The 22,637-nt window shown below is 72.8% G+C and carries 24 protein-coding genes and 1 pseudogene; 20 read left to right on the forward strand and 5 right to left on the reverse strand.

Annotated features, from left to right (window positions below; all coding sequences use genetic code 11):
• Nucleotides 1-395: pseudogene (locus tag ACFFCA_RS16680) on the reverse strand (hypothetical protein); the annotation flags it as partial.
• 315 nt (nucleotides 396-710) lie between these two features.
• Here ACFFCA_RS16680 and ACFFCA_RS16685 point away from each other — a divergent pair.
• Nucleotides 711-1,508 carry a formate dehydrogenase accessory sulfurtransferase FdhD gene (locus ACFFCA_RS16685; protein ID WP_375486809.1) on the forward strand — a complete coding sequence of 266 codons (798 nt, stop codon included), beginning with the start codon at nucleotides 711-713 and terminating at the stop codon, nucleotides 1,506-1,508.
• Here the strand turns inward: ACFFCA_RS16685 and ACFFCA_RS16690 are convergent.
• Nucleotides 1,478-2,101: a molybdenum cofactor guanylyltransferase gene (locus ACFFCA_RS16690; RefSeq protein WP_375486811.1), complete on the reverse strand. Its 624-nt coding sequence runs from the start codon at nucleotides 2,099-2,101 to the stop codon at nucleotides 1,478-1,480. The genes ACFFCA_RS16685 and ACFFCA_RS16690 overlap by 31 nt on opposite strands.
• A gap of 54 nt (nucleotides 2,102-2,155) precedes the next feature.
• On the opposite strand from ACFFCA_RS16690, the gene ACFFCA_RS16695 reads away from it, so the two are divergent.
• The 8 genes from ACFFCA_RS16695 to ACFFCA_RS16730 all read left to right on the forward strand — a co-directional run bounded on the left by ACFFCA_RS16695 (nucleotide 2,156) and on the right by ACFFCA_RS16730 (nucleotide 8,397).
• On the forward strand, nucleotides 2,156-2,851 hold the full coding sequence (locus tag ACFFCA_RS16695; protein WP_375486812.1) for a prepilin peptidase: 696 nt from the start codon (nucleotides 2,156-2,158) through the stop codon (nucleotides 2,849-2,851).
• 20 nt (nucleotides 2,852-2,871) lie between these two features.
• Nucleotides 2,872-4,281: a glucose-6-phosphate dehydrogenase (NADP(+)) gene (locus ACFFCA_RS16700; RefSeq protein WP_375486814.1), complete on the forward strand. Its 1,410-nt coding sequence runs from the start codon at nucleotides 2,872-2,874 to the stop codon at nucleotides 4,279-4,281.
• 59 nt (nucleotides 4,282-4,340) lie between these two features.
• Nucleotides 4,341-5,537, forward strand: a complete 1,197-nt coding sequence (gene aroC, locus ACFFCA_RS16705) for a chorismate synthase (protein ID WP_375486816.1) — start codon at nucleotides 4,341-4,343, stop codon at nucleotides 5,535-5,537.
• A gap of 8 nt (nucleotides 5,538-5,545) precedes the next feature.
• Nucleotides 5,546-6,058: a shikimate kinase gene (locus tag ACFFCA_RS16710; RefSeq protein WP_375486818.1), complete on the forward strand. Its 513-nt coding sequence runs from the start codon at nucleotides 5,546-5,548 to the stop codon at nucleotides 6,056-6,058.
• Nucleotides 6,055-7,134: a 3-dehydroquinate synthase gene (aroB, locus tag ACFFCA_RS16715; protein WP_375486820.1), complete on the forward strand. Its 1,080-nt coding sequence runs from the start codon at nucleotides 6,055-6,057 to the stop codon at nucleotides 7,132-7,134. Before ACFFCA_RS16710 ends, aroB begins: the two co-directional genes overlap by 4 nt.
• Complete coding sequence (gene aroQ, locus ACFFCA_RS16720) at nucleotides 7,131-7,595, forward strand: type II 3-dehydroquinate dehydratase (RefSeq protein ID WP_375486822.1); 465 nt, start codon at nucleotides 7,131-7,133, stop codon at nucleotides 7,593-7,595. The genes aroB and aroQ overlap by 4 nt, the downstream gene beginning before the upstream one ends.
• A 92-nt stretch (nucleotides 7,596-7,687) precedes the next feature.
• Nucleotides 7,688-8,152, forward strand: a complete 465-nt coding sequence (locus ACFFCA_RS16725; RefSeq protein WP_375486824.1) for a hotdog fold domain-containing protein — start codon at nucleotides 7,688-7,690, stop codon at nucleotides 8,150-8,152.
• Between the two features lie 14 nt (nucleotides 8,153-8,166).
• Entirely contained in the window at nucleotides 8,167-8,397 is a 231-nt protein-coding gene (locus ACFFCA_RS16730; protein WP_375486826.1) for a hypothetical protein, read from the forward strand.
• A gap of 7 nt (nucleotides 8,398-8,404) precedes the next feature.
• Here ACFFCA_RS16730 and ACFFCA_RS16735 read toward each other — a convergent pair whose 3' ends face one another.
• Nucleotides 8,405-9,232: a crotonase/enoyl-CoA hydratase family protein gene (locus ACFFCA_RS16735; protein WP_375486828.1), complete on the reverse strand. Its 828-nt coding sequence runs from the start codon at nucleotides 9,230-9,232 to the stop codon at nucleotides 8,405-8,407.
• Nucleotides 9,233-9,321: 89 nt separating this feature from the next.
• On the opposite strand from ACFFCA_RS16735, the gene efp reads away from it, so the two are divergent.
• Both efp and nusB read left to right on the forward strand, forming a co-directional pair.
• Nucleotides 9,322-9,885, forward strand: coding sequence for an elongation factor P (efp, locus tag ACFFCA_RS16740; protein ID WP_375486830.1), 564 nt, complete (start codon nucleotides 9,322-9,324; stop codon nucleotides 9,883-9,885).
• Nucleotides 9,886-9,901: 16 nt separating this feature from the next.
• Complete coding sequence (nusB, locus tag ACFFCA_RS16745; protein WP_375486832.1) at nucleotides 9,902-10,321, forward strand: transcription antitermination factor NusB; 420 nt, start codon at nucleotides 9,902-9,904, stop codon at nucleotides 10,319-10,321.
• Nucleotides 10,322-10,335: 14 nt separating this feature from the next.
• Here the strand turns inward: nusB and ACFFCA_RS16750 are convergent, their stop codons facing one another.
• A complete protein-coding gene (locus tag ACFFCA_RS16750) occupies nucleotides 10,336-10,866 on the reverse strand; it encodes a transcriptional regulator (protein ID WP_375486834.1) in 531 nt (176 codons plus the stop codon).
• A 245-nt stretch (nucleotides 10,867-11,111) separates the two neighbouring features.
• On the opposite strand from ACFFCA_RS16750, the gene pyrR reads away from it, so the two are divergent.
• The 8 genes from pyrR (at nucleotide 11,112) to pyrF (ending at nucleotide 21,101) form a co-directional block, all read left to right on the forward strand.
• Entirely contained in the window at nucleotides 11,112-11,705 is a 594-nt protein-coding gene (pyrR, locus tag ACFFCA_RS16755) for a bifunctional pyr operon transcriptional regulator/uracil phosphoribosyltransferase PyrR (protein WP_375486836.1), read from the forward strand.
• Entirely contained in the window at nucleotides 11,702-12,649 is a 948-nt protein-coding gene (locus ACFFCA_RS16760) for an aspartate carbamoyltransferase catalytic subunit (RefSeq protein WP_375486838.1), read from the forward strand. Before pyrR ends, ACFFCA_RS16760 begins: the two co-directional genes overlap by 4 nt.
• A complete protein-coding gene (locus tag ACFFCA_RS16765) occupies nucleotides 12,646-13,941 on the forward strand; it encodes a dihydroorotase (RefSeq protein WP_375486840.1) in 1,296 nt (431 codons plus the stop codon). The genes ACFFCA_RS16760 and ACFFCA_RS16765 overlap by 4 nt, the downstream gene beginning before the upstream one ends.
• Before the next feature lie 13 nt (nucleotides 13,942-13,954).
• A complete protein-coding gene (gene carA / locus ACFFCA_RS16770) occupies nucleotides 13,955-15,064 on the forward strand; it encodes a glutamine-hydrolyzing carbamoyl-phosphate synthase small subunit (RefSeq protein WP_375486842.1) in 1,110 nt (369 codons plus the stop codon).
• A gap of 64 nt (nucleotides 15,065-15,128) precedes the next feature.
• A complete protein-coding gene (gene carB / locus ACFFCA_RS16775; protein ID WP_375486844.1) occupies nucleotides 15,129-18,440 on the forward strand; it encodes a carbamoyl-phosphate synthase large subunit in 3,312 nt (1,103 codons plus the stop codon).
• On the forward strand, nucleotides 18,437-19,297 hold the full coding sequence (locus tag ACFFCA_RS16780; protein ID WP_375486846.1) for a dihydroorotate dehydrogenase electron transfer subunit: 861 nt from the start codon (nucleotides 18,437-18,439) through the stop codon (nucleotides 19,295-19,297). The genes carB and ACFFCA_RS16780 overlap by 4 nt, the downstream gene beginning before the upstream one ends.
• Nucleotides 19,294-20,265, forward strand: coding sequence for a dihydroorotate dehydrogenase (locus ACFFCA_RS16785; RefSeq protein ID WP_375486848.1), 972 nt, complete (start codon nucleotides 19,294-19,296; stop codon nucleotides 20,263-20,265). Before ACFFCA_RS16780 ends, ACFFCA_RS16785 begins: the two co-directional genes overlap by 4 nt.
• Nucleotides 20,262-21,101 (forward strand): orotidine-5'-phosphate decarboxylase, encoded by an 840-nt coding sequence (gene pyrF, locus ACFFCA_RS16790; protein ID WP_375486850.1) that lies wholly within the window; start codon nucleotides 20,262-20,264, stop codon nucleotides 21,099-21,101. The genes ACFFCA_RS16785 and pyrF overlap by 4 nt, the downstream gene beginning before the upstream one ends.
• Nucleotides 21,102-21,104: 3 nt before the next feature.
• On the opposite strand, the gene ACFFCA_RS16795 is transcribed toward pyrF, so the two are convergent.
• Nucleotides 21,105-21,614 carry a molybdenum cofactor biosysynthesis protein gene (locus ACFFCA_RS16795; RefSeq protein WP_375486852.1) on the reverse strand — a complete coding sequence of 170 codons (510 nt, stop codon included), beginning with the start codon at nucleotides 21,612-21,614 and terminating at the stop codon, nucleotides 21,105-21,107.
• 173 nt (nucleotides 21,615-21,787) lie between these two features.
• Between ACFFCA_RS16795 and ACFFCA_RS16800 the strand changes: the two genes are divergently transcribed.
• Nucleotides 21,788-22,621, forward strand: coding sequence for a 2OG-Fe(II) oxygenase family protein (locus tag ACFFCA_RS16800; protein WP_375486854.1), 834 nt, complete (start codon nucleotides 21,788-21,790; stop codon nucleotides 22,619-22,621).
• Nucleotides 22,622-22,637: the final 16 nt, after the last annotated feature.

The following is a 22,637-nucleotide window of genomic DNA, read 5'->3' on the forward strand; positions in this document are numbered from 1 at the left end:
GTGGACGACGGAGCGGTCGCCCCCGGCTGCGGCGCGGCGGGGCCGGGGCTCGGACGCGTTGCGGCCTGCGTCGATGCGGCGGGCGAAGGCGCGGTTGGCGATGCGGCGGGCGGTGCGGCGGGCGGTGCGGCGGGCGCGGCATCCTCGTCGCCGCGCAGCCCCTCGCGCAGGCCCTGCGCGGACTCCTTGGCGGTCGTCGCCATCTTCCCGGCACGGTCCTTGGCCTTCTCGGCCAGCGGGGCGGCCCGCTCGCGCAGCTCCTCGACCTTCGGGCCGGCCTTCTCGCGAAGCTCCGTGACCTTGGGGCCCGCCTTCTCGCGCAGCTCGTCGATCTTCGGGGCCGCCTTGCGCTGCAGCTCCTCGGTCTTGTCCTTCATCCTGTCCAGGAATCCCATGGCATACCTCCGGGGCGCGACGGTCCACGGCCGACCGGCCGACCTCACCCAGTCTAGGGGCGGGCGGGTGTCCGATCGGCGCGTGATGTCGGATTCCTGCGCGGCGGGCAGGGAGGCGGGTGCCGGGGTCGCGGCATCGCTGCGGAAGCGACGCGGCAGGCCCCGGCAACCCGCCGATGAGCGGACCCCACGCTCGTCACGTCCCTCCACAGACCGTGCCAGACGTGTGGTCCGTGTAAAGTATGCACGAGATTGCCAAGAATCGCTACGGTCTCGGCGCACCGCGTGTCAGAGGCGGGTGATTACTCTCGAACCATGCCCGTCACCACCACCCGTCGCGCCATCGTGCGGGTGGTCACCGGCGCCGAACCGGCCCGCACGCCCGACGACCTCGCCGTCGAGTCGCCGCTCGTGCTCGGCCTCGCGGGCGAAGCTATCGCGACGCTCATGCGCACCCCCGGCCACGACCTCGAGCTCACCGCCGGCTGGCTGGTGGTCGAGTCCGGCGTGCGGCGCGCGGACGACGTCGTGCAGCTGCGCCAGTGCCGCGAGGACGACACCGACCGCGTGCACATCACCCTGGCCGCGGGCGTGCGCGAGCCGCGGCCGCGGGCCTTCGTCACCTCGGCGGCGTGCGGCGTCTGCAGCGCCGACGTGCTGGACCTGTCGCTGCTGGCCGACGGTCCGCCGCACACGCCGGGGTTCACGGTGCCGCGTGACGTGCTGGCCGGCCTGCCGGACGTGATGCGCCTGCAGCAGAAGGCCTTCGACCGCACCGGCGCCGTGCACGCCGCCGTGCTGGCCGGCGCCGACGGCACGCTGGGCCCGGTCCGCGAGGACGTCGGCCGGCACAACGCCGTCGACAAGGTCGTCGGCCACGCCCTGCTCGCGGGAGCGCTGCCGGCCACCGACCGGCTCCTGGTCGTCAGCGGGCGGGTGTCCTTCGAGATCGTGCAGAAGGCGGTGGCCGCCGGCGTGGCCGGCATCGTCGCGGTGTCGGCGCCGTCGAGCCTGGCCGTCGACCTGGCGCGCGAGCACGGCCTGCTGCTGGCCGGCATGGTGCGGCGCGGACGGATGAACGTCTACGCCGGTGAGGACCTGCTCGCGTCCTGAGCGGCGGACCGCGCGGCGGCGACGTCGTCCCAGGTGTCGCAGTCGCGACCCCATCCGTGCGGGTCGGGCACGGCTGCCACCCGCACCGTCGCGAACAGGTCCCGCACCCGCGCTCCGGACGGCTCGCCCAGCCGGTCCACCGCCGCGACCAGCGCCGTCCGCCGCCACGCCGCCGCGAGGTGATTGCGCCGTCCCGACCCGTCGACGAGCACCGCGACGTCGGCCGCACCGACGGTGGCACCGACGGCGGCACCGACGGTGGCCCGCAGCACCGGTACCGCCGGGGCGACCCACGGCAGGTCCGCGGCCAGTACGACGACGACATCGGCCCGGGTGTGCAGCAGTCCGGTGGCGATCGCCGCGACGGGTCCGCCACCGGCCGGATCCTCGACGCACCAGGTGACCGCCTCGTGGCGCTCGGGCAGCGGCCTGCGCGGGCCCACGACCACCAGCTGCTCGGCGTCCGCGGTGGCGCCGACCACCCGCGCCAGCAGCGATTGCCCGCCGACGTCGAGAGCCGGCTTGTCGGCTCCGCCGAGCCGGCGCGCCGACCCGCCGGCCACGATCAGGGCGTCGTAGGCCGCACCGTCCACACGCCCGACGGTAATGGCCCGTCGCGGCCGCGGCGGACCGTAGGCTCTGCCACCGTGTCCGCCGCCGCCACCGCCCCGCACGTGCCGGTGGCGGCGGTGCTGGGGCTCGCGGTGTGCGTCGTCGCCTCGCCCTACCTGGCCCGGCTCACCGTCACCGTTCCGGACCGCGACCACGGGCGATGGTGGACGGGTGCACCGGCCACCCGGCGGACGACCCTGGTGACAAGCGTCGTGGCGGCGGTGCTCGGCGCGCTGGCCGGTGCCGCCGCCGGACTCGGGGCGCTGCTGCCCGCCTTCGTCGTCCTGGCGCTGGTCTGTGCCCCGCTGGTGGTCATCGACTACGCCGTCCACCGGCTGCCGAACCGGCTCGTGTACGCCGCGGTCGCAGGTGAGGTCGTCCTGCTCACCGCCGCCGCCTGGGTGCAGGGCGACTGGCACCGCTGGCTGCGGGGCGTCGAGGGCGCGGCGGCGGTGTTCGTGGTGCTGTTCGCGCTCGCGCTGGCGTCGCCGCGCTCGTTCGGCCTCGGCGACGTCCGCCTGGGCGGGGTGCTCGGCGGCTACCTCGGCTGGTTCGGCTGGGGCTTCGTCTACTACGGCATCTTCGGCGGGTTCCTGCTCGGCGCCCTGTTGTCGATCGTGCTCGTCCTGACCCGCCGCGCCGGGATGAAGACCGCGATCGCGTTCGGGCCGATGCTCATCCTCGGCGCGCTGATCGTGCTGGCGTTCGACCTCGTGCCGTCCTTCGGTTGAGCGACTCGTATCGTCGTCGCATGACCTCTGCCACCCGTCCGGGGACCACGCTGTTCGTGCTGTTCGGCGCCACCGGCGATCTCGCCAAGCGCATGGTGCTGCCCGCCTTCTACACGCTGGCGAAGGAGGGTCTGCTCCCCGCCAACTGGATGCTCGTCGGCAACGGGCGCGGCGACGTCTCGCACTACGACTTCCAGGACCACGTGCACGACGTGCTCACCGAGAACGGCGAGAAGCTGAACGACGGCACGTGGTCGGCGTTCAAGGACCGTCTGCGGTTCGCCGGCGGTGGTTTCGAGAAGGACGACCCGGGCAGCCTGCTCGACGTCCTGCACGACTCGCGCCAGGAGCTCGGTGAGGACGCGCAGCTCGTGCACTACCTCGCGGTGCCGCCCGTCGCCTTCGAGCGGATCACCGAGGGGCTGGGCGAGCACGACCTCGCCAAGGGCAGCCGCGTCGTCTACGAGAAGCCGTTCGGCACCTCGCCCGACGGTTTCCGCACGCTCGACAAGCTCGTGCACAAGGTGCTCGACGAGGACCAGGTCTACCGGATCGACCACTTCCTCGGTAAAGAGGCGACGCAGAACCTGCACGTGCTGCGCTTCGCCAACGGCCTGTTCGACCGCATGTGGTGCCGGCAGGCCGTCCGCGCCGTGCAGATCGACGTGCCCGAGCAACTCGGCATCGCCGACCGCGCCGAGTTCTACGACGCCACCGGCGCCGTGCTCGACATGCTCGTCACCCACCTGTTCCAGGTCGCCGCCGAGATCGCGATGGAGCCGCCGAAGACCCTCGGGCCCGACGACCTGCAGGCGGCCCGCGAGAAGGTCATCGGCTGCTTCCGCCCGATCGACCCGAAGCAGGTCGTGCTCGGACAGTTCGACGGCTTCACCGACACCGAGGGCGTCGACCCGAAGTCCAAGACCGACACCTATGTGGCGGCCACGCTGTGGGTCGACAACGACCGCTGGCGCGACGTGCCCTTCCTGCTGCGAACTGGCAAGCGCCTGCACGAGAGCCACCAGCGGGTGAGCCTGATTCTGCGCGACCCCGACGACGGGCCGTTGGAGGACTTCCCGAAGGACGGCAACGTGCTGTCCTTCGACCTGTCCGGCAACGGTGCCATCGAGCTGGCCATGGTGACCAAGAAGCCCGGCCCGGCGCTCGAGCTGCAGCCCGCGACCGTCGAGCTGAAGCTCGACGCCAAGGAGGGCTCGGACCCGCTGCCGCCCTACGTCCGGCTGATCCACGACGTCCTCGTCGGCGACCGCGGCCTGTTCACCCGTCCCGACGGGTTGGAGTCGGTGTGGGAGGCCGCGGGCCCGTTGCTGGACAACCCGCCCGCGATCAAGCCGTACCCCGTCAACTCCTGGGGCCCGGCCGACGCCCGTGCGCTGGCCGAGCCCGACGGGTGGCTGCTCGGCCAGTGAGCGCGGCCTGAGGATGCGCGCCATCCGCACGCCTGCGGCCGTTCTGAGACACTGCACGGGTGTTGCGTTGGATCACGGCCGGTGAGTCGCACGGCCCCGCCCTGGTGGCCGTGCTCGACGGGCTGCCCGCCGGTGTCGAGGTCGGCACCGCCGAGCTGACCCGTGAGCTGGCGCGCCGCCGGCTGGGGTATGGCCGCGGTGCGCGGATGAAGTTCGAGCAGGACGAGGTCGAGCTCACCGGCGGTGTGCGCCACGGTGTCACCATGGGCGGCCCGGTGGCCGTGCGCGTCGGGAACACCGAGTGGCCCAAGTGGGAGCAGGTGATGGCGGCCGACCCCGTCGACCCCGACGTGCTCGCCGCGCTGGCCCGCAACGCCCCGCTCACCCGGCCGCGCCCCGGGCACGCCGACCTCGCCGGCATGCAGAAGTACGACCTCGACGACGCCCGCCCGGTGCTGGAACGCGCCAGCGCCCGCGAGACTGCGGCCCGGGTGGCGGTCGGCGCCGTCGCCCGTGCGTTCCTGCGGCAGGCGCTGGGGGTCGAGATCGTCTCGCACGTGGTGGGCATCGGCTCGGTCACCGCGCCCGCGGGCGTGGTGCCGACCCCGGCCGACGCCGACGCCGTCGACGGCTCCAGCGTCCGCTGCTTCGACGACGCGTCGAGCGCGGCGATGATCGAGGAGATCGACCGCACCCGTAAGGACGGCGACACCCTCGGTGGCGTCGTCGAGGTGCTGGCCTACGGCCTGCCGCCCGGGCTCGGCAGCTTCACCCACGGCGACCGGCGCCTCGACGCCCGGCTGGCGGCGGCGCTCATGGGCATCCAGGCCATCAAGGGGGTCGAGGTCGGTGACGGCTTCGAGCTGGCCCGGATCCGCGGGTCGCAGGCCCACGACGAGATCGTCCACGACGGTGATGCGATCCGGCGCGTGACCGGCCGCTCCGGCGGCACCGAGGGCGGCATGACCACCGGCGAGGCATTGCGCGTCCGCGCGGCCATGAAGCCGATCTCGACCGTGCCGCGCGCGCTGCGCACCGTCGACACCGACACCGGCGAGGCGGCGGTGGCCATCAACCAGCGTTCGGACGTCTGCGCCGTCCCGGCCGCCGGCGTCGTGGCCGAGGCGATGGTGGCGCTGGTGCTCGCCGAGGCGGTGCTCGAGAAGTTCGGTGGCGACTCGGTCGCCGAGACCCGCCGCAACGCCGACGCCTACGCCAAGCGCCTGGTCGACCGCGGCCTGGCGGCCCCGCAGTGAGCCCCCGGGTGGTCCTGGTCGGGCTGCCCGGTGCGGGCAAGAGCACCAGCGGCCGGCGCCTGGCCAAGATCCTGGACCTCCCGTTCGCCGATTCCGACGACCTCGTCGAGGCCGCCGACGGACGCACCGTCCGCGAGATCTTCGCGGCCGACGGGGAGGCCGCCTTCCGGGCCGTCGAGGCCGACGCGGTCGCGACAGCGCTCGTCGAGTTCACCGGCGTGCTGGCCCTCGGCGGCGGCGCGCTCACCACCGAGCGCACCCGCACGACGGTGCAGTCCTCCGGGGTGCCGGTCGCGGTACTGCAGGCCCGGCTCGCCACGCTGCGCCTGCGTGTCGGCGACGGGCGCACCCGGCCGCTGCTCGCCGCCGACCCGGCGGGGCGTCTCGCCGACCTGGCCGACGAACGTGCCCCGCTCTACGACCAGGTCGCCACGTTCGTCGTCGACACCGACGGCCGCACCCCGGGCCAGGTGGCCGCCGCCCTGGCCGCGCGCCTGCACGAGCGGCGGGTGCGCGCGTGACGTCGGCCGTCACCCGCATCGAGGTCGCCGGCGCGCGTCCCTACCCGGTGCTGGTCGGGCGCGGCCTGCTCGACGAGCTCGCGCCGCTGCTGGGCGGGGCCACGCAGGTCGCCGTCGTGCACCCGCCGACCCTGACCGACCGGGCCACCGAGGTGCTCGACCACCTGCGCGCGAACGGCTTCGTGGTGCACGCCCTCGAGGTGCCGGACGGGGAGGACGCCAAGACCCTTGAAGTCGCCGGGTCGTGCTGGACGCGGCTCGGCGAGCTCGGCTTCACCCGGTCCGACGCCGTCGTCGGCCTCGGCGGGGGATCGACCACCGACCTGGCCGGCTGGGTCGCCGCGGCGTGGCTGCGCGGCGTGCGGGTGGTGCACGTGGCGACCACCCTCGCCGGCATGGTCGACGCCGCGGTCGGCGGCAAGACCGGCGTCAACACCGCCGCGGGCAAGAACCTGGTCGGCGCGTTCCACCCGCCGGCCGGCGTGCTGTGCGACCTGGCCGCGCTCGAGACGCTCCCGCGCGCCGACTACGTCGCCGGGCTGGCCGAGGTCGTCAAGTGCGGCTTCATCGCCGACCCGGCCGTCCTGGAACTCGTCGAGGACGACCCCGCGGGCGCCACCGTCGCCGGCAACCCGGTGGAACGGGAGCTGGTCGAACGGGCCGTGCGGGTGAAGGCCCGGGTCGTCGGCGAGGACCTCACCGAGCAGGGCCTGCGCGAGATCCTCAACTACGGGCACACCCTCGGCCACGCCATCGAGCGGGCCGAGGGCTACCGCTGGCGCCACGGCGACGCGGTGTCCGTCGGGCTGGTCTTCGCCGCCGCGCTCGCCCGCCGCCTGCAGCGGCTCGACGACGCCACCGCCGACCGGCACCGCCGCATCCTGTCCGCCCTGGGCCTGCCGACGACCTTCCGCGCGGACGCGTTCCCGCAGCTGCTGGACACGATGCGCGTCGACAAGAAGGCCCGCGGGAACCGGCTGCGCTTCGTCGTCCTGGACGGGCTGGCCCGCCCCGGAACGGCCGAGGACCCGCCGTCCGAGCTCCTGCTCGACGCCTACTCGGAGGTCACCCCATGAGCGAGCCCCCCGCCGACGGCACCCGCGTGCTGGTCCTGAACGGACCCAACCTCGGCCGCCTCGGCACCCGTGAGCCGGAGATCTACGGCTCGACGACGTATGCGGAGCTGGCCGCGCTGTGCGTCCGCGGCGGCGCCGAGCTGGGCCTGGCCGTCGAGGTGCGCCAGAGCGAGTACGAGGGCGAGCTGCTGGGCTGGCTGCACGAGGCCGCCGACGACGGCACCCCGGTCGTGCTCAACGCCGGTGCGCTGACCCACACGTCCGTTGCGCTGGGCGACGCGTGCGCGATGTTGGCCGCTCCGCTCGTCGAGGTGCACCTGAGCAACGTCCACCGGCGCGAGGCGTTCCGGCACACCAGCTACGTGTCGGCGCACGCGACCGGGGTGATCGTGGGCCTCGGCGTCGAGGGCTACGTCCTGGCCCTGTCGTGGCTGTCGTCCACGCTGCGGGGCTCGTCGTAGGCGGTTGTGCTCCCTGGATCACCGAGGAGGAAGGGGCGCCCTGGGTTACCGGCTAGTAACATCAAGCGCGACGACGGCGATCTGGAGGACGCATGAAGGTGCTCGATCTCTACCAGCGGGCGAACCGCATGCCGGTCGTCGGTCGCGGGGCGTTCTCGCTCGCGTTTGCGTCCAAGGCGCCGTACTTCCTCACCATCGCACCGTCGATGGTCGAGCTGCGCCCGAACCACGCCGAGGTGCGGGTGCGCAAGTGGTGGGGCACGCACAACCACATCGGCACGGTGCACGTGATCGCCATCGCGAACGGCATGGAGATGGCCATGGGCGCCCTCGCCGAGGCCACCATCCCGGACCGCCTGCGCTGGATACCGAAGGGTATGGAACTCGAGTACCTGGCCCTGTCGGACTCCACGATGCTGGCCACCGCCGACACCGACCCCGCCGACTGGGCAGGGCCGGGCGAGGTCGCGGTGCGGGTGCAGGCCACGCGACGCGACGGCACGGTGACGGTGCGCGGCGTCATCCGCCTGCACGTCACCGAACGCAAGCGGGCGTGACTAGCCTCAGGGGCATGAACGCACCCGACGAGCCGCAGGACGAGCGCCCCGACGACGTGTCCGACGAGGACCGCGAGCCCGTGGCGGAGGCCCCGGCGACCTGGGAGAACGTGGTCGTCGCCAAGGCCAAGGAGGCACTCGGCCGCGTCGTGCGCGACGACGAGCTGGTCGAGCAGGGCGAAGACCAGGAAGGCGCGGCCCGTGAGGTCCGCGAGGAGTGGCGCGAGGAGAAGCACACCGACTGACCCGGGATCAGCGGACCTTGCGTGAGGCCCACGTCGGACGTTGCTTCGCCAGCCCCGCCTTGCGCGCGATGGTGTGGTTGACGCCGGTCATCAGCCGGGCCTGCAGCACGCTCTCGGTCCAGAACGCCCAGCGCGGTGACCGCGTCCAGGTGCGGTGGAACAACCGCTTGGTGTAGGCCAGCGCGTCGGGGGAGCGGGTCAGCAGCTGCCCGACCAACGCCTCGGCATCCTTCAACGGCTCGTCCGACGCCCCGGTGACCAGCCCGAGATCCAGCGCCTGGTGCCCGTCGAGGACCTCGGCGGTCATGGCCAGCCGCTTCGCGACGTCCATGGGCACCAGCTCGCGCAGCGTCACCGACCCGGTCATGTCGGGGATGAGCCCCCACTTGGCCTCCATGACCGACAGCTGCGCGTCGGGGGTGGCGAAGCGGAAGTCGGCCGCCAGGGCCAGCTGCAGCCCGCCGCCGAAGCACGGCCCGTGCACGACCGCGACCACGGGCACCGGCAGGTCGCGCCAGGCCCAGCAGACCCGCTGGAAGAAGTTGGTGGTCCGGCCGGGCAGTTTCACGAAGCCGCGCACCTGCGCGAGCGGGCCGGCCTTGCCCATGGCGGCGAAGTCCAGCCCCGCGCAGAACGCGGGGCCGTCGCCGGCGAGGATCACGGCACGGATGGTCCGGTCGGCGGCGATCTGCTTCGGCACGTCGACCAGGGCCCGCATCATGGCCGGGTCCAGGCCGTTGTACTTGGCCCCGCGGTTCAGCGTGACGTAGGCGATCCGGCCGTCGTCCGCGTCGCGGACGTCGAGCAGGACCCGGGCCTGGCTGTCGTCGCTCATGGCGGCCAGCGTAGATCTGCCGGGCCGCCCCGTGCCCTCCGAGGTCGCCGGTGCGGCCCGTCGCCGCCGCGCCACTAGACTCGATCCTCGTGGCTACTACGAATGACCTGAAGAACGGGCTGGTGCTGAACCTCGACGGCCAGCTGTGGACCGTCACCGAGTTCCAGCACGTCAAGCCCGGCAAGGGTGGCGCCTTCGTGCGGACGACCCTGAAGAACGTGCTGTCGGGCAAGGTCGTCGACCGCACCTTCAACGCCGGCACCAAGGTCGAGACGGCGACGGTCGACAAGCGGGCGATGACCTTCCTCTACAAGGAGGGCACCGACTTCATCTTCATGGACGGCGACACCTACGACCAGATCCCGGTGCCGGCCAGCACTGTCGGCGACGCGGCCAACTACCTGCTGGACAACGCCGAGGTGGCCGTCGCGGTGCACGAGGGCACGCCGCTGTACCTCGAGCTGCCGACCAGCGTCGAGCTGGTCATCAGCCACACCGACCCCGGCCTGCAGGGCGACCGCAGCACGGGTGGCACCAAGCCCGCCACCGTCGAGACCGGCGCCGAGATCCAGGTGCCGCTGTTCGTGTCGACCGGCGAGAAGGTCAAGATCGACACCCGCGACGGCCGGTACCTCGGCCGCGTCAACAGCTGAGGGCCGCACCCCTACCGTGGCTGCCCGCAGCAAGGCCCGCAAGCGAGCGCTCGACGTCCTCTACGAGTCCGACGTACGCGGTGTGGACGCCCTGCGCACGCTGTCCGAACGGGTGGCGCTGGCCGATCCGCCGGTGAACGACTACACGATCGAGCTGGTCGAGGGCGTCCAGGCCAACCGCAGCCGCATCGACGCGATCCTGTCCGACTACGCCGAGGGCTGGACGCTGGAGCGGATGCCGGACGTCGACCGGGCCGTGCTGCGTCTCGGCGTTTACGAGCTGCTCGCCCGTGACGAGGTACCCGATGCGGTGGCCATCGACGAGGCCGTCGAGCTGGCCAAGGCCCTGTCGACGGACGAGTCGCCGCGCTTCGTCAACGGCATCCTGGCGCGGGTGCACCGGAGCCGGCCGACGCTGGACGCCCCTGCCGTGTGAGCGGCGGTCGAGCCCTAATCGATGATGACGGACTCGGGCGCGAGTACCTGCCAGCGCACCAGCCGCTCGGTGAGCGCCTCGATCGAGGTGTCGTACATCAGCGCCAGCGTGTTGAGATCCTCGTGCCGCACCGGCAGGGAGCGGGCGCCCAGGTTGCCGCGCTGGCGCTGGATGGAGGACACGAAGCGCCGCAGGATGTCGGCGTGCCCGTCGGTCAGGTTGCCGACGTTGTCCAGGTTGAGCACGATGCGCGACAGCGGCGGCGCGGTCGACCCCGAGGAGAACGGGCTGTCGTCGGGCGGGAGCAGGTCGCTGACCGGCACTCCGTAGAAGTCGGCCAACTCGGCCAGACGCTGCACCGACACCGCGCGGTCGCCACGCTCGTAGGAGCCGACGACCACCGCCTTCCAGCGGCCCCCGGACTTGCGCTCGACGCCCTGCAAGGACAGGTGCTGTTGGGCCCGGACCGCACGCAGCCGGGCACCCAAGGCTTTGGCGTAGCCGTCAGCAGCTACTACCTCGTCTTCCGACACTGTGCTGGTCATCCCGTCCCCGTGGGTCCCGGCTGCGACGCGAACCGGCTGCTCGCGTCATGCTGCACTATGCCCAATCCCGAAGGCCGATCACCATGTCGGAGCCATAACTGACCGTAACTATGCCGGTCAGACGTGTCAAAAACGGACAAGCCGACCCATGCGGGTCGATGCCCTGACCCGGACGCCGCGCTGTTAGGGTCGGAGCCGTTCCACTCCTTTAACGGACCGTCCAGTGAGGCGGACAAGGAGGCGCAATGTCCGCGGACAGCCCTGCCCGAGCGACGGTCGAGCCCACGGCTCCCGTCCCGCCCGACGCCGTCCTCTCCGGTGCCGATGTGGCCCGCGTCGTCGACCGGATGGCCCACCAGATCATCGAGCACACCGCGCGGGGCGGTTTCGAGGTCGCCCTGCTGGGCATCCCGACCCGCGGCGTCCCCCTCGCCCACCGCCTGACGCGGCGCATCGCCGACTTCGCCGGGGTCACGCTGCCCGTCGGCGCCGTCGACATCACGCTCTACCGCGACGACCTGCGGTTGCGCGGCGTCCGCCCGCTCGCCGAGACGGTGGTGCCCGACGGCGGCATCGACGGCCGGTTGGTCATCCTCGTCGACGACGTGCTGTGTTCGGGACGGACGGTGCGTGCCGCGCTGGACGCCCTCACCGAGCTGGGTCGGCCGCGTGCCGTCCAGCTCGCCGTGCTCGTCGACCGCGGGCACCGGGAGCTGCCCATCCGGGCCGACTACGTCGGCAAGAACCTGCCGACCTCCCGCGAGCAGAAGGTGCGGGTGCTGGTGACCGAGATCGACGGGGTCGACGCCGTGCACGTGGCGGACGGGGACGCCGCGTGAAGAACCTGCTGTCGGCCGCCGACCTCGACCGCAACGAGGCCCTCGCCATCCTCGACACCGCCCGGCGCATGCACGCCGTGCAGACCCGCGAGGTCAAGAAGCTGCCGCCCCTGCGTGGCCGCACCGTCGTCAACCTCTTCTTCGAGGACTCCACCCGCACCCGCTCGTCGTTCGAGATCGCCGGCAAGTGGCTCTCGGCGGACGTCATCAACGTCAGCGCCAAGGGCTCGAGCGTGAGCAAGGGTGAGAGCCTGCGCGACACCGTGCTCACCGTGGCCGCGATGGGGGTCGACGCCCTGGTGGTGCGGCACAACGCGTCCGGTGCGGTGGCCCGGGTCGCGCAGTGGGTGGATTGCCCGGTCGTCAACGCCGGCGACGGCACGCACGAGCACCCCACCCAGGCCCTGCTCGACGCCTACAGCCTGCGCAACCGCCTCGGCGAGCTCGACGGGCGGCACGTGGCGGTCGTCGGCGACATCACCCACAGCCGCGTGGCCCGCTCGAACGTGCTGCTGCTGCGGACCCTCGGCGCCCGCGTGACGCTGGTCGCGCCGCCGACGCTCATGCCGTCCGGGGTGGGCAGCTGGCCGTGCGAGACGAGCTGGGACCTCGACGCCGTGCTGTCCGGCAAGGCCGGCGGCGACGTCGACGCGGTGATGATGCTGCGCGTGCAGCGCGAGCGGATGAGCGGCGGTTACTTCCCCAGCGAGCACGAGTACGCGGCGGCCTACGGGCTGTCGCCCGAACGGCTGGACCTGCTCGGCGACGACGTGCCGGTGCTGCACCCGGGCCCCATGAACCGCGGCCTGGAGATCTCCTCGGCGGCGGCCGACAGCAGTCGCTCGCTCGTGCTCGAACAGGTGCAGGCCGGCGTCTCGGTGCGCATGGCCGTGCTCTACCGGCTGCTCGCCGGCGCGACGGACACATCGGAGGAGGTCACGTGAGCCTGGTCATCAAGGGGGCGGCGCTGCTGGGCGACCGGGTCGCCGACGTGCTGCTCGAGGACGGCGTGATCGCCCGGATCGGCTCCGGGCTGTCGGCCGACGAGGTCGTCGACGGCGACGGGCGGGTGCTGCTGCCCGGCTTCGTCGACCTGCACACCCATCTGCGCGAGCCCGGGCGGGAGGACGCCGAGACGATCGCCACCGGCTCGGCCGCCGCGGCGCTGGGCGGCTTCACCGCCGTGCACGCCATGGCCAACACCGACCCGGTGGCCGACCGCGCCGAGCTCGTCGACCGGGTCTGGGAGCGCGGCCGCGCCGTGGGGCTCGTCGACGTGCGCCCGGTCGGTGCCGTGTCCAAGGGGCTGGCGGGCGAGACGCTGGCCGAGCTGGGCAGCATGGCCCGCTCGGCGGCCGCGGTGCGCGTGTTCAGCGACGACGGCCGGTGCGTCCACGACGCACGCCTGATGCGCCGGGCGCTGGAGTACGTGAAGCCGTTCGGCGCGGTGATCGCCCAGCACGCGCAGGACCCGCGCCTGGCCGACCACGCGGCCTGCGCCCACGAGGGTGAGCTCTCGGGCCGGCTGGGGCTCGCCGGCTGGCCGGCCGTCGCCGAGGAGTCCATGGTGGCCCGCGACGTCATGCTCGCCGAGCACACCGGTTCACGGCTGCACGTGTGCCACGTCTCGACCGGCGGCACGGTCGAGGTGATCCGGTGGGCCAAGGCCCGCGGCATCGCCGTCACCGCCGAGGTCACGCCCCACCACCTGCTGCTCGAGTGCGACCTGCTCGAGAGCTACGACCCGGTCTTCAAGGTCAACCCGCCGTTGCGCCCGGCGAGTGACGTCGCCGCGCTGCGCGACGGGCTCGCCGACGGCACGATCGATGCGGTGGCCACCGACCACGCGCCGCACGCCGCGCACGACAAGGACCACGCCTTCGGCGACGCCGCGTTCGGCATGCTCGGCCTGCAGACCGCCCTCGGGGTCGTCGCCGAGGCCCTCGTGGGCACCGGCCTGCTCGACTGGGCGGGCGTGGCCGATCGCATGTCGGTGCGCCCGGCCGCCATCGGCCGGGTCGACGGCCAGGGGCTGGCTCTCGAGGTCGGGACGCCGGCCAACCTGACGCTCGTCGACCCGTCGGGGGAGTGGACGGTCGACCCGTCCGTGCTGGCCTCGCGGGGTCGCAACACGCCGTTCGCCGGACGGACGCTGCCCGCGTCGGTGGTCGCGACCGTCTTCCGCGGCCGGCTCACCACATCGCACGGACGCATCGTCGAAGGAGTCTCCGCATGACGGTCGGATCAGCATGAGCGAGGCACTTCTCGTACTGGAGGACGGTCGCGCCTTCCGTGGCGAGTCCTACGGGGCGACCGGTGAGACGTTCGGCGAGGCCGTGTTCAACACCGGCATGACGGGTTACCAGGAGACTTTGACCGACCCGTCGTACCACCGGCAGGTCGTCGTGCAGACCGCGCCGCACATCGGCAACACCGGCGTCAACGACGACGACGTCGAGTCGCGCCGCATCTGGGTCGCGGGCTACGTCGTGCGCGACCCGGCGCGGCGGCCGTCCAACTGGCGCTCGCAGCGGTCGCTGGACGACGACCTCGCCGCGCAGGGCGTGGTGGGCATCAGCGGCGTCGACACCCGCGCCCTGACCCGACATCTCCGCGAGCGGGGCGCGATGCGCTGCGGCGTCTCGACCACGACCACGGATCCGGAAGCCTTGCTGCGCAAGGTGTTGGACTCCCCGCCGATGACGGGCGCCGACCTCTCCGCGCAGGTGACCACCCCCGAGGCCTACCGGGTCGACGCGATCGGTGACACCCGGTTCAGCGTCGCGGCCCTGGACTTCGGCATCAAGGCCATGACCCCGCACCGGATGGCGGAGCGGGGCATCACCTCGCACGTGCTGCCGTCCACCTCGAGCGCCGACGACGTCGTGGCCACCGGAGCCGACGCGGTGTTCCTCGCCAACGGGCCCGGTGACCCCGCGGCGGCCGACGACGCAGTGGCCACCGTCCGTGAGCTGCTGCGCCGCGAGGTACCGGTGTTCGGCATCTGCTTCGGCAACCAGATCCTGGGCCGGGCGCTCGGCTTCGGCACCTACAAGCTCGGCTACGGGCACCGCGGCATCAACCAGCCCGTGCAGGACCGCCGCACCGGCAAGGTCGAGATCACCGCCCACAACCACGGTTTCGCGGTCGACGCGCCGCTCGACCGGGCCGTCGACACCGACTTCGGTGCCGTCGAGGTGTCGCACGTCTGCCTCAACGACGACGTCGTCGAGGGGCTCGTCGCGCGTGACGTGCGCGCGTTCAGCGTGCAGTACCACCCGGAGGCCGCGGCCGGCCCGCACGACGCCGCGTACCTGTTCGACCGCTTCGTCGAGCTGCTCGAAGGCGACAGCGAGTGAGCATCGCAGCGAGCGGCAGCGAGCGAGCGCGGAGCCGAGAAATGTCATTGGAGGGGACGAAGTAGTGCCCAAGCGGACGGACATCAGCCACATCCTCGTGATCGGCTCGGGGCCGATCATCATCGGCCAGGCCTGCGAGTTCGACTACTCGGGCACCCAGGCCTGCCGGGTGCTGCGCAGCGAGGGCTACCGCGTCAGCCTCATCAACTCCAACCCGGCGACGATCATGACCGACCCCGAGTTCGCCGACGCCACCTACGTCGAGCCGCTGACGCCGGAGTACGTCGAGCGGGTCATCGCCCGCGAGCGGCCGGACGCGCTGCTGCCGACCCTCGGCGGGCAGACCGCGCTCAACCTGGCCATGGACCTGCACGCGGCCGGAGTGCTGGAGAAGTACGGCGTGGAGCTCATCGGCGCGGACGTCGAGGCCATCCAGCGCGGCGAGGACCGCCAGCGCTTCAAGGAGATCGTGCGCACGGTGGGCGGTGAGGTGCCCGACTCACTGGTGTGCCACACGCTGGACGAGGCCATCGCGTTCGCCGAGACCGTCGACAACAAGATCGTGGTCCGGCCGTCGTTCACGATGGGCGGGCTCGGGTCCGGGCTGGCCACGAACGCCCGCGAGGTGCGCGAGATGGTGGCGCGCGGCCTGGCCGCCAGCCCCGTGCACGAGGTGCTGGTCGAGCAGTCGGTGCTGGGCTGGAAGGAGTACGAGCTCGAGCTCATGCGCGACCGCCACGACAACGTCGTCGTCGTGTGCTCCATCGAGAACCTCGACCCGATGGGCGTGCACACCGGCGACTCGATCACCGTCGCCCCGTCCATGACGCTCACCGACCGCGAGTACCAGCACATGCGTGACGTCGGCATCGACGTGCTGCGCGAGGTCGGCGTCGACACCGGTGGCTGCAACATCCAGTTCGCCATGGACCCGGCGACGGGCCGCATGATCGTCATCGAGATGAACCCGCGGGTGTCGCGGTCGTCGGCGCTGGCCAGCAAGGCCACCGGGTTCCCGATCGCCAAGATCGCGGCCAAGCTCGCCGTCGGCTACACCCTCGACGAGATCCCCAACGACATCACGCTCAAGACGCCCGCGGCGTTCGAGCCCACGCTGGACTACGTCGTGGTCAAGATCCCGCGGTTCGCGTTCGAGAAGTTCCCGGGCGCCGACCCGGTCCTCACCACGCACATGAAGTCCGTCGGCGAGGCGATGGCCATCGGCCGCAACTTCACCGAGGCGCTCGGCAAGGCCCTGCGGTCCATGGAGACCAAGGCCGCCGGCTTCTTCACCGCGCCGTGGCCGGCGAGCTCGGTCGAGGAGCTGCTGCGTATCGCGGCCGTGCCCACCGACGGCCGGCTGTACACCGTCGGGAGCGCCCTGCAGGCCGGTGCCACCGTCGAACAGGTCTCGGAGGCCACCGGTATCGACCCGTGGTTCGTCGACCAGATGGCGCTGATCGTCGAGGTCGGCCTCGAGGTCCGCGACGCGCCGACGCTCACCGATCCGTTGCTGCGCAAGGCGAAGCGGCACGGGTTGTCGGACCGGCAGATCGCCGCGCTGCGCCCCGAGCTGGCCGGCGAGGACGGGGTGCGCACGCTGCGGCACCGGCTCGGCATCCGGCCGGTGTTCAAGACCGTCGACACCTGCGCCGCCGAGTTCGCGGCCGCCACGCCGTACCACTACTCGTCCTACGACGAGGAGACCGAGGTCGCGCCGCAGCCCGACCGCGAGAAGGTGATCATCCTCGGCAGCGGGCCGAACCGGATCGGGCAGGGCATCGAGTTCGACTACTCGTGCGTGCACGCCGTGATGGCGCTGCGTGCGGCCGGCTACGAGACGGTCATGGTCAACTGCAACCCCGAGACGGTGTCGACCGACTACGACACCGCCGACCGGTTGTACTTCGAGCCGCTGACCTTCGAGGATGTGCTCGAGGTCGTGGCCGCCGAGCAGGGCAGCGGCACCGTGGCCGGGGTCATCTGCACCCTCGGCGGGCAGACGCCGCTCGGGCTCGCCCAGAAGCTCAAGGACGCCGGCGTGCCCGTGCTCGGCACGCAGCCCGAGGCCATCGACCTCGCCGAGCACCGCGGCGCGTTCGGACGGGTGCTCGCCGAGGCGGGCCTGCCGTCGCCGCGCAACGGGGTGGCAACGTCGTTCGCCGAGGCCAAGGCGGTGGCCGATGAGATCGGTTACCCGGTGCTGGTGCGCCCGTCCTACGTGCTCGGCGGCCGCGGAATGGAGATCGTCTACGACGAGCCGCACCTGGCCGACTACATCGGGCGCGCGACCGAGATCACCGACGACCACCCCGTGCTGGTCGACCGCTTCCTCGACGACGCCGTCGAGATCGACGTCGACGCGCTGTTCGACGGCGACGAGCTGTACCTCGGCGGCGTCATGGAGCACATCGAGGAGGCCGGTATCCACTCCGGCGACTCGTCGTGCGCGCTGCCGCCCATCACGCTGGGCGCCACCGACCTGGCCACCATCCGCCGCTCGACGCTGGCCATCGCCGCAGGCGTGGGGGTGCGCGGACTGCTCAACGTGCAGTACGCCATGGTCGGCGACATCCTCTACGTGCTCGAGGCGAACCCGCGGGCGTCGCGCACCGTGCCGTTCGTCTCCAAGGCCACCGCCGTGCCGCTGGCCAAGGCCGCGGCGCGCATCGCCCTGGGGACCTCCATCGCCGACCTGCGCGCCGAGGGCCTGCTGCCGCGCAGCGGCGACGGAGGAGACCTGCCCGCCGACGCCCCCATTGCGGTGAAGGAAGCCGTGCTGCCCTTCCACCGCTTCCGCACGCCGGCCGGTGACCAGGTGGACTCCATCCTCGGCCCGGAGATGAAGTCGACCGGCGAGGTCATGGGCTTCGACACGACCTTCGGTACGGCCTTCGCCAAATCGCAGGCCGCGGCGTACGGGTCACTGCCCGTCAAGGGCACGGTGTTCGTCAGCATCGCCAACCGCGACAAGCGGGCCGCGATCTTCCCGGTCAAGCGGCTGGCCGACCTCGGCTTCCGCGTGCTGGCCACGGCGGGTACCGCGCAGGTGCTGCGGCGCAACGGTGTGCCCGCGGAGGTGGTCGGCAAGTTCAGCGACGGGCCCGGGAACATCGTCGAGCGCATCCAGGCCGGCGAGGTCGACCTCGTGCTGAACACGCCCTGGGGTTCGGGGGCGCCACGTCTGGACGGCTACGAGATCCGGACCGCCGCGGTCACGGCGAGCATCCCGTGCCTGACCACCACGCAGGCTTTCGCCGCCGCGGTCCAGGGCATCGAGGAACTCACCCGCGGCGAGCTCGGCGTGCGCCCGCTGCAGGAGTACCACGCCGACGTCGCCGCCTGGCGCGCGCAGGTGGACGCGGAGAACGGGTGAGCGACGTGCCCGCCGGGGTGAGCGGGCCGGTGCTCGAGACGGTCGAGGTGTTCTCGGTGCAGCGCGCCGGTGACCTCGTCACGCTGACCGTCATCGCGCCGCAGCTCGCGGCGCAGGCCCGCCCCGGGCAGTTCGTCGCCGTCCGCGTCGGCGGCCAGAGCTCCGCGCAGATCACCCGCCTACCGGTCTTCGTCGCCTCCGCCACGCCCGGCGACGCGCACGCCGGAACCGCCACCCTGGTCGTCGACCCGCGCGGGCCCGCGACGCGCTGGCTCGCCGGCCGCACCTCGGGTGACCGGCTGAACCTCCTCGGCCCGCTCGGCAGCGGGTTCCCGGTGCCCGCCGGGACGGCACCGGCGGTGCTGGTGGGCCACGGGTACGGCGGTGGGCCGCTGGCCTGGCTGGCCCAGGAGCTGGTCGGGCGCGGTTGCCCCGTCGAGGTCGTGCTCGGCGCGCCGACCGCCACCGGCCTCTACGGCGAGCAGGCGGCGAAGCGCCTCGTCGACCGTGTCACGGTGCTGACCGACGACGGCAGCGCCGGGCGGGCGGGGTCGGCGGCCGACGCGCTCGCCGACGCGATCGTGCGCCTCGACGCCCAGGTCGTCTACGCCTGCGGGCCGCCGGCGTTGCTGCGCCGTGTCGGGGACCTCGCGGGGCAGCACGCGATCCGCGCCCAGGTCGCCCTCGAGGCCCCGATGGCCTGCGGCACCGGCGTCTGCCTGTCGTGCCTGGTACCGGTGCGCGGCTCGGGCGGTCCGTCGCCGCGTCTCGTCCGGGCGTGCGTCGAGGGGCCGGTCGTCGAGGCCGATCACGTCGTGTGGGACGAGCTCGGCGCGGTACCGGCGGGCCGGTCATGAGCGCGGTCGACCTCACGACGCGCCTCGGCCCGCTGCGGCTGCCCAACCCGGTCCTGCTGGCCGCGGGCACCGCCGGTGCCGGCCGCGAACTCGCCCGGTACGTCGACCTGAGCCGGGTCGGAGCGCTGGTGACGCCGTCGCTGACCGCCGCGCCCTGGGCGGGGCGACCGGCGCCGCGGTCGGCGGTCACGCCCAGTGGCCTGCTGACCGCCCCGGGCCTGGTCGGGCCGGGCATCGACGCGTTCGTGGCCACCGATCTCGACTGGCTGGCGGGGCAGGGCGCGCGGGTGATCGTGTCGATCGCCGGCGCGCACAGCGACGAGTTCGCGGACGTCGCCCGCCGGCTCGCCGGGCACCCCGCCGTGGCCGCGATCGAGGCCAACATCTCCGGCCCCGGGCACGGCAGCCGCGGGCAGGTGCTGGCCACCGACCCCATCGCCTCGGCGCGCGTCGTGGGCGCCGTGCGCAGGGCCGCCGACCCGGGGCAGCCCGTGTTCGCCAAGCTCACCGCCGACGTCACCGACATCCGCCACCTCGCGCGGGTCTGCGCCGACTCGGGCGTCGACGGGTTCTCCCTCGTCAACACCGTCGCCGGCCTGGTCATCGACACCGACACCCTCGCGCCGGCGATCGTCGACGTGGTCGGGGGCGTGTCCGGGCCGGCCATCCGGCCGATCGCGCTGCGCTGCGTGTGGCAGGTCCGCCGGGCGGTCCCGCACCTGCCGATCATCGGGATGGGCGGTATCACCAGCGGTCTGGACGCCCTGCAGTTCGTGCTCGCCGGGGCCGACGCCGTCGCGGTCGGCACCGCGACCTTCACCGACCCCGGGTCGTCCCTGCGGATCCTCGACGAACTCGGCGACGCGCTGGACGAACGGGGCTTCACCGAGCTGCGGCAGGCGGTCGGTTTGGCCCATCTCGACGAACACCAGCGCGCCGCCCGGCGCACGTCCGTGGGAGTGGCATGACGTTCGGAACCCGGCTCGACGCCGCGCTCGCCGCACGCGGTTCGCTGTGCGTGGGGATCGACCCGCACCCGGCCCTGCTCGAGCAGTGGGGCCTGTCCGTGGACGCGCAAGGCCTGGCCGGCTTCGCCGCGGTCTGCGTCGCCGCCTTCGCCGATCTCGCGCCGGTGATCAAGCCGCAGTCGGCCTTCTTCGAGCAGCACGGCGCCGAGGGCATCGCCGTGCTCGAGGGCACCGTCGGGGCCGCGCGCGAGGCCGGCGCCCTCGTCGTGCTCGACGTCAAGCGCGGCGACATCGGCTCGACGATGGCCGCGTACGCCGACGCCTACCTCGGCCCGGCCGCACCGCTGGCCGTCGACGCCGTCACCGTCAGCCCCTACCTCGGGGTCGGCTCGCTGGAACCGGTGTTCGAGCGCTGCGTCAGCCACGACGCGGGTGCGTTCGTGCTCGCCCTGACCTCCAATCCCGAGGCGCGTGCGTTCCAGTCGGCGCGGGTCGAGGACGGCCGGACGGTCGCCCAGGTGGTCGTCGACGAGCTGGCCGGACGCAACGCGGGCGCGACGCCGCTCGGCTCGTTCGGTGCCGTCGTGGGCGCCACGGTCGGCTCGGTCGACGCCGGTGTCACCACGAGCCTGGCCGAGCTGAACGGGCCGATCCTGGCGCCGGGCGTCGGCGCCCAGGGCGGCACCGCCGACGACGTGCGCCGGCTGTTCGGGGACGCGTTGCCGCACGTGCTGCCCAGCGTGTCGCGCGAGGTGTTGCGGCACGGACCGGACGTCGAGGCGCTGCGCGACGCGGTCGAGCGGCAGCTGGCCGAGTTCGCGTTCCTGCGGGCCTGACGCTCACCGCCTGAGGAGCGGGGCGGCCCGTACCTCGCCGTCGTGCCAGGCGACCGCGACGGGGCCGACGCGCAGGACACCGTCGGTGAGCGGTTCGCAGCGCATGCCGCCGTGCCCGCGCAACGCCCGCCAGGCGCCCGGGCCGAGCGTGTGGTCCATCCAGGCGCAGGGGTGGGCCGCACGGTGCAGGAGCATCAGCACCGGCCCGTCGCCGCTGTCGAGCGACAGCACGCGCCCGCGCGCCCCGTCGACCTCGACGCCCCGCAGCAGCACGTTGCGCCTGGTCTCGCGCAGCCCGGAGCCCGGCCAGGCCGCCAGCGACTCGATCGCCAGCAGCGTCACCGACGCGTCGCGGTGCGCCGGGCGGTTGAAGTACCGGTCGCCGACCACCCCGAGGCCCGCGCGGATCGTGAGGTGGTCGGTCGTCTCGTCCGAAAGAGGGGACGCAAGCGGCGCCGGGCGGCCGTCGAGACGCGACGCGCCCGACGTCAGCAGTTGCACGATCTCCGGCATCGCGCCATTCTGCCCGGGCCGTTCGTCCCGTGCCGAGTGAACGCTGACAAAACGCCCCGGGCGTGCCGCGATGCCCTGTCCGGGCGCGTACAGTCCACGCGGGCTGTGGCCCGACGGCACGATCCCGGTCAGCACCGACCATCCATCCGATTCCCCACAGGGAAGGCTCCACAGTGACGAACACCCTCGCGCTCGACGCGGTCAGCAAGGCCGCGCGGGACATCCTCGACCAGGGCTACGCGGTCGTGAAACTCAGCGATCTCGACGCCGGCAACCTGCAGACCGCCATCTCGACGGCGGTGCAGTTCTTCCAGCGGCCGCTCGAGGACAAGATGTCCCACGGCAGCGCAGACCACAATTACGGCTACCGGCCCTTCGGCATCGAGTACTCGCGGGTTCCGGAACGCCCGGACATGAACGAGTGCTTCACCCTGTGGTCGAGCCGTCTCGACCTCATCCCGAACGCGGGTGACATCGACGAGCTCACGACGTCCTTCCTGGACTGGCGCGACTCGCTCGCCCCGCTCGTGCAGAGCATCCTCGACGAGGTCGCCCAGCACTTCGGCGCCGACAAGGCGCCGGCCTTCGAGAAGGCCGCCTACCTCCAGATCAACTACTGCCTGCCGACCCCGGCCGAGCGCGACCTGCTGCAGGACAAGCACGAGGACGGTCACATGGTCACCGTCCTGCACGCCACCGCGCCGGGCCTGGAGATCTACACCGACGACGACACCGTGCAGCCCATGCTGCCCGGGCCGGACGAGGTCGTGATCATGCCCGGGTCGGTGCTCACCGCGCTGTCGGGCGGGCAGGTCCAGCCGCTGTACCACCAGGTACGCAACCACGGCCTCGACGACCGGCAGTCGATCATGTACTTCGTGAACCCAGAGATCGACGAGCCGCTCTACGGGTGGATCGACAACGCCGAGGGCGAGCGCACCGACATCCGCGAGCACGTGCAGAACGCGCCGTCGATGTTCGGCCTGCCGCCCGTCGAGGCGCTCTGAGCACCTGCCTCGCCAA

Source organism: uncultured Jatrophihabitans sp. (assembly GCF_964252635.1).
In the GTDB taxonomy this organism is placed as follows: Bacteria; Actinomycetota; Actinomycetes; order Mycobacteriales; family Jatrophihabitantaceae; genus Jatrophihabitans.

Excerpts from the sequence above, each read along its gene's own strand:
- ACFFCA_RS16685 (WP_375486809.1), top strand. The coding sequence starts at position 711 with ATGCCCGTCACCACCACCCGTCGCGCCATCGTGCGGGTGGTCACCGGC.
- ACFFCA_RS16700 (WP_375486814.1), top strand. The coding sequence starts at position 2,872 with ATGACCTCTGCCACCCGTCCGGGGACCACGCTGTTCGTGCTGTTCGGC.
- aroQ (WP_375486822.1), top strand. The coding sequence starts at position 7,131 with ATGAGCGAGCCCCCCGCCGACGGCACCCGCGTGCTGGTCCTGAACGGA.
- ACFFCA_RS16725 (WP_375486824.1), top strand. The coding sequence starts at position 7,688 with ATGAAGGTGCTCGATCTCTACCAGCGGGCGAACCGCATGCCGGTCGTC.
- ACFFCA_RS16730 (WP_375486826.1), top strand. The coding sequence starts at position 8,167 with ATGAACGCACCCGACGAGCCGCAGGACGAGCGCCCCGACGACGTGTCC.
- ACFFCA_RS16735 (WP_375486828.1), bottom strand. The coding sequence starts at position 9,232 with ATGAGCGACGACAGCCAGGCCCGGGTCCTGCTCGACGTCCGCGACGCG.
- ACFFCA_RS16750 (WP_375486834.1), bottom strand. The coding sequence starts at position 10,866 with ATGACCAGCACAGTGTCGGAAGACGAGGTAGTAGCTGCTGACGGCTAC.
- pyrR (WP_375486836.1), top strand. The coding sequence starts at position 11,112 with ATGTCCGCGGACAGCCCTGCCCGAGCGACGGTCGAGCCCACGGCTCCC.
- carA (WP_375486842.1), top strand. The coding sequence starts at position 13,955 with ATGAGCGAGGCACTTCTCGTACTGGAGGACGGTCGCGCCTTCCGTGGC.
- ACFFCA_RS16785 (WP_375486848.1), top strand. The coding sequence starts at position 19,294 with ATGAGCGCGGTCGACCTCACGACGCGCCTCGGCCCGCTGCGGCTGCCC.
- pyrF (WP_375486850.1), top strand. The coding sequence starts at position 20,262 with ATGACGTTCGGAACCCGGCTCGACGCCGCGCTCGCCGCACGCGGTTCG.
- ACFFCA_RS16795 (WP_375486852.1), bottom strand. The coding sequence starts at position 21,614 with ATGCCGGAGATCGTGCAACTGCTGACGTCGGGCGCGTCGCGTCTCGAC.